Source organism: Methylomagnum sp., from assembly GCF_054333355.1.
In genome coordinates this window covers 1-5,044 of record NZ_JBTEKS010000321.1, presented here as the reverse complement: position 1 = coordinate 5,044, position 5,044 = coordinate 1, and the positions used below count along the sequence as shown (strand labels likewise).

The 5,044-nt window shown below is 62.5% G+C and carries 6 protein-coding genes and 1 pseudogene; 6 read left to right on the top strand and 1 reads right to left on the bottom strand.

The window, feature by feature from the left end; genetic code table 11:
• A pseudogene (locus ACXWUF_RS18230) lies at window positions 1-271 on the bottom strand (twin-arginine translocation pathway signal protein); the annotation flags it as partial.
• 424 nt (window positions 272-695) lie between these two features.
• Between ACXWUF_RS18230 and ACXWUF_RS18225 the strand changes: the two are divergent.
• The 6 genes from ACXWUF_RS18225 (at window position 696) to ACXWUF_RS18200 (ending at window position 4,922) form a co-directional block, all read left to right on the top strand.
• Window positions 696-1,307, top strand: a complete 612-nt coding sequence (locus tag ACXWUF_RS18225) for an Lcl C-terminal domain-containing protein (RefSeq protein ID WP_458496030.1) — start codon at window positions 696-698, stop codon at window positions 1,305-1,307.
• A gap of 79 nt (window positions 1,308-1,386) precedes the next feature.
• The gene (locus ACXWUF_RS18220; protein ID WP_458496029.1) at window positions 1,387-1,839 is read left to right on the top strand and encodes a cysteine rich repeat-containing protein; all 453 of its coding nucleotides are present in this window, start codon (window positions 1,387-1,389) and stop codon (window positions 1,837-1,839) included.
• Between the two features lie 20 nt (window positions 1,840-1,859).
• Window positions 1,860-2,150, top strand: a complete 291-nt coding sequence (locus ACXWUF_RS18215; protein ID WP_458496028.1) for a hypothetical protein — start codon at window positions 1,860-1,862, stop codon at window positions 2,148-2,150.
• Between the two features lie 48 nt (window positions 2,151-2,198).
• Window positions 2,199-3,224, top strand: coding sequence for a hypothetical protein (locus ACXWUF_RS18210; RefSeq protein WP_458496027.1), 1,026 nt, complete (start codon window positions 2,199-2,201; stop codon window positions 3,222-3,224).
• Window positions 3,225-3,405: 181 nt separating this feature from the next.
• The gene (locus ACXWUF_RS18205) at window positions 3,406-3,993 is read left to right on the top strand and encodes an HdeD family acid-resistance protein (RefSeq protein WP_458496026.1); all 588 of its coding nucleotides are present in this window, start codon (window positions 3,406-3,408) and stop codon (window positions 3,991-3,993) included.
• A gap of 290 nt (window positions 3,994-4,283) precedes the next feature.
• Window positions 4,284-4,922, top strand: a complete 639-nt coding sequence (locus ACXWUF_RS18200; RefSeq protein ID WP_458496025.1) for an efflux RND transporter periplasmic adaptor subunit — start codon at window positions 4,284-4,286, stop codon at window positions 4,920-4,922.
• Window positions 4,923-5,044 lie beyond the last annotated feature (122 nt).

Here is a 5,044-nt window from a genome sequence, read left to right as displayed (position 1 = left end):
GGCCCTGTCGGCGCAAAGCCCCGGTGCCGTATTGCGCCCCGCCGATGAAACCGGCCTTGACGACGCCGGGAAACACCAAAATGCCCTGAGCCTGCCGGGCCAGGTTTTGGGCGGCGGGCGTGCTGGCATAGAGCCGCGCCAGGGCGTCATCCACGGCCCGGTCGATCCGGGCGGCGGCAGCCGGGTCCGGGGGACGGGAGCCGGGAGTTTGGCAGGCGGCCAGCATCAGTAGGAACACCAGAAAAAGACCGTGCCGGGACTGAATTGTCATGGTGACTCTCCTTTTTGTGTGAGCCAGCGAAAACCAAGCTAGAAACCGCTCCTGATTCTGAACGGTAGGCAGCAGCCTGATAGGGTGAGGACCGATGCCGGATCAGGTACGGTTAAATAATTTCGCAAACCTATAAGTTTCGCCCATCGTACCACTACCTGTAATTTTACGGGTAGTTTTACGGGTTCCCGCAGGCGATGCTGCTCTCTACCTTATCCTGGCTTGATGCATGTTCCTGGCAGCGCGTGGCGCGACTTAAGGACACCGCTGTTTTAGTGGACGGCCAGTTCTCCCAGAGCTGCCAGCTTGGTTTTCAGGGTTGGGCACTTGTTGCATTCAGGGGTTCGTGCGAGACTGACAGTTGGCCAGCATGACGCGGTGTCGCTAGTGTTCCGCACTCAACCGTATTCTTCAAGGCTTAAAGATGGCGCAATCCACACAACATACGCAGCGGCAAAGCCCCCGGAAGCGGCGGTTATCCATCGCCGTCATGCTAACGGCCTTGGGCACGGTCGCTTGTCCCCTGGTTTTCGCCGACACCCCGGCGGACAGCAAGGTGATCGCTCGCTGTGCCCCGGAGAGCACGCGGCGCTATTGCGACAACGGCGACGGCACGGTGCGCGATGCCCGAACCGGATTGCACTGGCTGAAGGATGCGGCGTGCGCCGATTTGGGAGAGACCGGCGATGGCAAGGGCACCTTCGCAGAGGCCAACGCCGCCGCCGCGAGCCTGCGCAGCGGCCAGTGCGGCCTGTCGGATGGCTCGAAGCCGGGGGATTGGCGCTTGCCGAATCGGGATGAATGGCTGGCGATGCTCAATCCCGCCCTCAAAAATCCCGCCATTGCCAACGCGGCGGGCACCGGCAAATGGCAGCCGGGCGATGCGTTCATCAATGTCCAGTCCGGCGGGTATTGGTCGGCGACCACCGACTCGGAGGCGTCCGACTTTGCCTGGGGCGCGGGATTGTTCGCGGGCGTTGTCGCCTCGGCCAGAAAAGGGACCGAGGGTTTCATCTGGCCAGTGCGTAAGCCCTGACGCACCCACTGTCGGCAGGATCGCGGACGGTGGGCCATCAGGGAGGCTCCGTCATCTCAATCTAAAGGATTAGCCAATCATGAACCGTAAGCCATTCATTCTGCTCGCCGTCTTCTGTCTCACTCTGTCGCTGAATGCCTGCGCGGCGCCGAAAAAGTCGGAGTCCCAACCGGCCCCTCCAGCCACGGCGCAAGGCCCGGTGACGACCTTCCTGCAAGGCTGCCAGTCCGAACTGGACGCGTACTGCAAGGCGGTCACGCCCGGCGAAAACCGGCTACTGGCCTGCATCTATGCCCACGAGGACAAGCTGTCTGGCCGTTGCGAATACGCCTTGTATGACGCCGCCGCCCAGTTGGAACACGCCGTGGCCGCGCTCAGCTATGCCGCCGCCGAATGCGACGACGACCTGGAGCAATATTGCGCCAACACCGAACTGGGCGAAGGGCGGCTGCTGGCCTGTCTCGACCGGAACTCAAAGAAAATCAGCGGGCGCTGCAAGCAAGCCTTGAAGGATGTGGGCGCGAAGCAATAACGCCGATTAGGAGAAGTCACATGACGGAATCCACCAAAGACCTTGGGGTCGCCATGGCCCTGCTGACCCGCTTCACCACCCAGAAGCTGCCGAGAGCCTTGGCGCTCAAGGACAAGGTGGGGCATGGGGAGCTACTCGACGACGCGGATATTCGCTTCCTGCACGAGGTGTTCGACACCGCCGAACAAATCCGGCCATGGGTGGAGCGCCTCCCTGAATATCAGTCAGTCTATGCCCAGGCGGTGGAACTCTACCGGGAAATCACCGAGCAAGCCCTGGTCAACGAGCAGAACGCGCACCCCGCCGACTGAGTGTGCCCCGTCCCGGACTTGTGTCTGTGCCACCCGAGGCCACTGGTGATGCTGCGATTTTTAAGTGCGCTGTTTGCGTCGGCCACCCCGGATTCCAAGGCGCCGAATCGGGCCTTGATCAACGCCGCCATCGAGCGGGCGGTGGATGGCACCGACCGCCGCCTGCGGGCCGTGGCCGACTACCGCCAACGCTTGTACGGGCCAGTGGAGCGCACGGTCGATCACGTCATCGACATGGTGGACCGCCTGCCCGCGCCGACGGAAATCAGCCAGCACAGCTTCGGCACCGATGCGAAGGTGCGGGCTTTCTTCAGTTCCGGCGATCACCTGCGGGAAGTCCTGGGCAGGTGCCAGACCCTGCGCGATTGCCTTGAGCATAGCCCCGGTCTGCCGCCCGACGCCGTTTTCGGCCTGCTGAGTCTGGCCATGGAGGAACGCCATGTATTGGGAATGGCCCTCGATGGCGACACCGTCCGCCGGGATGTGGCGCAAGTGAGCGTGAATTTCTCCGACCACCGCTACCTCTGCCCCGCTTTTGAGGAAGCCGATAGTCGCCGGGAACTCAAGAAACGGGCGTTCGATTTCTTGGTGGAGCGGGCCTTGGAACGGCTGGCGGAGGAAAAACAGAAGCGCGGCGAACTGGAACACCAACGCCATCTGCTGCGGCGCAAGCTGGCGGCGATGCAGGCGGGCAACTGGGGGCTGGGCACCATGTTCGGGGACAGCGCCGCCACCCCGCCGGACCTGGCCGCCCTGGAAACGGAGATCGAAGCCATCGACGCGGCTTTGGGGCAGAGCGGTGGCCAAGCGCTCAGCCTGGAAGACAGCCTGGCCCAGGTGGCGGCTATCTTGGATTGCCCCGCCGACTGGCTCGCCCTGCGGGAACGCCGCCTGCGGCTCGATTACCGGGGCATTCAAGTGGTGGAGTCTAGCCCGACGGCCCCGGAACTGCGCCTGATGGAAATCTACTCCGGCACGGCGCGGCGGCGAATCGTGCTGTTCGGGCGGATTCCGCGCCACGAGATACCGGAGCGCCCGGATTTTTTGCGGCAAGCCAGCCGCTACCTGAACTGACCGCCGCTGGACGCTAGTTCTGTAGGTCGGGCATGTACTCATGCCCGACGCCATCGCCCGGATCAAGCCATGTCGGGCATGGAATACATGCCCGACCCACCCGGTTGCCGCTTCAAATCGGGGAAGTTGTTTCCGACCAAGTCCTAAGCGGCGCCTCTCTCACCACAAGGAGAACAAACCCATGGATTGGCAGGCCATCCCCTCGCGATTCGAACATTTCGGCATGAGTTGGAAGCGTGTCATGTTGCGCGGGGCCGGCACCTGCCTGATTGGGTTCGCGCTGGCCCTGGCAGCGCTGTTCAACCCGAACGCCATGCTGCTCCATGCCAGTGAATTTTCCTGGCTGCCGGCCGGCGGGCTGGTACTTGGGCTGGTCGGCCTGCTGGAATGCCTGGATGCCGCCATCGCCCGGGAACCCAGGGACTTCTTCCTGCACTTGCAGAACGGCATCCTCGATGTGGTCGTCGGCGCGCTGATCATCCTGAGCCTGGGCGGCGATCCGGCCCGCTTGAGCCTGCTGCTGGCGGGGTTTCTTATCGTCAAGGGCATTTTCCGCCTGGTGCTGGCCCAAGCGATGAATCTGCGGCAGAAAACCACAGCCCTGGTGGGCGGGGGAATTTCCGTGCTGCTGGGCCTGCTGATCTGGGCCGAATGGCCGTCGGTGGCGGCTTGGTTTCTGGCCTTTTGCCTGGGCGCCGAGATTGGACTGCGGGGCTGGTCGCTGATGCAGTTGGGGCATTGGCTGAAAGCGAGGCCGGGAGATTCGTGAACGGGGGATTCTGGCCGACGATTTTCCAGAACACCCCCGATTTTTCACGCCCCATCCTCACCATGACCAAAAACTCAGTTCGGCGCAAATATATACAGGACTTACGCAGAGGTTACCTTTATTCCCTCTCCCTCATTGCCATTAAGTTAAGCGGCTTCGGAGCTTGTTGTCGTTCGCTGAGCGGAGTCGAAGCGAATGGCAACGGGCTTCGAAGCCGCTTGTTCCGGTGCTGTCGGCTTCGACTCCGCTCAGCCAACGGAACCGGAACAAGCGACGCCATCGCTAACTTAATGGAAGTATCCCTCTCCCTCTGGAAGACCCGCCCTGATATACAAGAACAACCCGGTAACGGCTTCGCACGCCAGGCCCGCAACGCTTTGGGCATCGCCGCCGTGCTGTTGGGCGCGGGCTGTGAAAAAACCGAGCAGAAACCGTCGCCGCCCCCGCCCGTGGTGGAAATCACCGAGGTGGTCCAGCGGGATGTGCCAATCTACCGGGAATGGGGGGGCGCCCTCGACGGCATGGTGAACGCGCAAATCCTGGCCCAGGTGATGGGCTATCTCATCAAGCAGCATTACCAGGAGGGCGTGCCGGTAAGGAAAGGCCAGTTGCTCTACGAAATCGATCCCCGCACCTTCCAGGCCAGCTTGGATCAGGCCAAAGCCAATCTAGCCCGCCAGGAAGCGGTGTTGAAAACCACCAAGCTTGACGCGGGCCGGGTTGCAAGGCTGTTGCCGCAGAATGCCGTGAGCGTCCGCGACCGGGATAACGCCGTGGGCCGCGAGGCGTCCGCCGAGGCCGAGGTGCTGGCTGCCCGGGCCGCCGTGGAGAATGCCCAACTCGAAATGGATGGCGGACGACAGAAACCTGCTGGACACGCCGTGTTTTTTGAGCCGGATCCCACCTCAGGTGTGTTTGGTCCCGTGTGATTATATTCCGGTTAGAAGCTATGCTCTCTTCGAGGCGCGGAGCCTGCTCCGCGAGGTATTCAATTCACTGGCTTGAGGCTCCGCCATGCTGATCCGTCTCCACAAGAACGCCCGCACCACCC

Excerpts from the sequence above, each read along its gene's own strand:
- ACXWUF_RS18225 (WP_458496030.1), top strand. The coding sequence starts at position 696 with ATGGCGCAATCCACACAACATACGCAGCGGCAAAGCCCCCGGAAGCGG.
- ACXWUF_RS18220 (WP_458496029.1), top strand. The coding sequence starts at position 1,387 with ATGAACCGTAAGCCATTCATTCTGCTCGCCGTCTTCTGTCTCACTCTG.
- ACXWUF_RS18215 (WP_458496028.1), top strand. The coding sequence starts at position 1,860 with ATGACGGAATCCACCAAAGACCTTGGGGTCGCCATGGCCCTGCTGACC.
- ACXWUF_RS18210 (WP_458496027.1), top strand. The coding sequence starts at position 2,199 with ATGCTGCGATTTTTAAGTGCGCTGTTTGCGTCGGCCACCCCGGATTCC.
- ACXWUF_RS18205 (WP_458496026.1), top strand. The coding sequence starts at position 3,406 with ATGGATTGGCAGGCCATCCCCTCGCGATTCGAACATTTCGGCATGAGT.
- ACXWUF_RS18200 (WP_458496025.1), top strand. The coding sequence starts at position 4,284 with ATGGAAGTATCCCTCTCCCTCTGGAAGACCCGCCCTGATATACAAGAA.